This is a genomic window from Ochrobactrum sp. SFR4, from assembly GCF_019730395.1.
GTDB lineage: Bacteria > Pseudomonadota > Alphaproteobacteria > Rhizobiales > Rhizobiaceae > Pseudochrobactrum.
In genome coordinates, this window is the sequence record NZ_JAAPBB010000463.1 from 1 (window position 1) to 334 (window position 334).

Consider the following 334-nt stretch of genomic DNA (forward strand, 5'->3'; position numbering starts at 1 on the left):
AGGTCATCACATCAGGGACTGTGTTGACGCCTGATTTCCACGTATATCCAAATGCCCCGGGCAGATTGCCCAAGACAGAAGACACAGCGACATAAGTCCCCTTAAAAGCACCGAGGATATAATTGGCACCGGTATGAGCGACTGAGATAAGATCAACCCCGAGAATTTGTGTCATCTCATCGCGGAATATGTATAAGGCGGCCACCACAGAGGCGACAGCCCCAACAAGAAGCCCTATGGGGTTGGCGAGTATAGCAGCTGCAACCGCACTTAAGGCACCAAGTACCGGCCCCATAATAGTTGCTGATAGCCCAATAAACGCAGATGTTGCTAC

1 pseudogene is annotated in these 334 nt (G+C 50.9%); it reads right to left on the reverse strand.

The window, feature by feature from the left end:
* Nucleotides 1-295 (reverse strand): annotated as a pseudogene (locus tag HBA93_RS19820) (phage tail tape-measure protein); the annotation flags it as partial.
* Nucleotides 296-334: the final 39 nt, after the last annotated feature.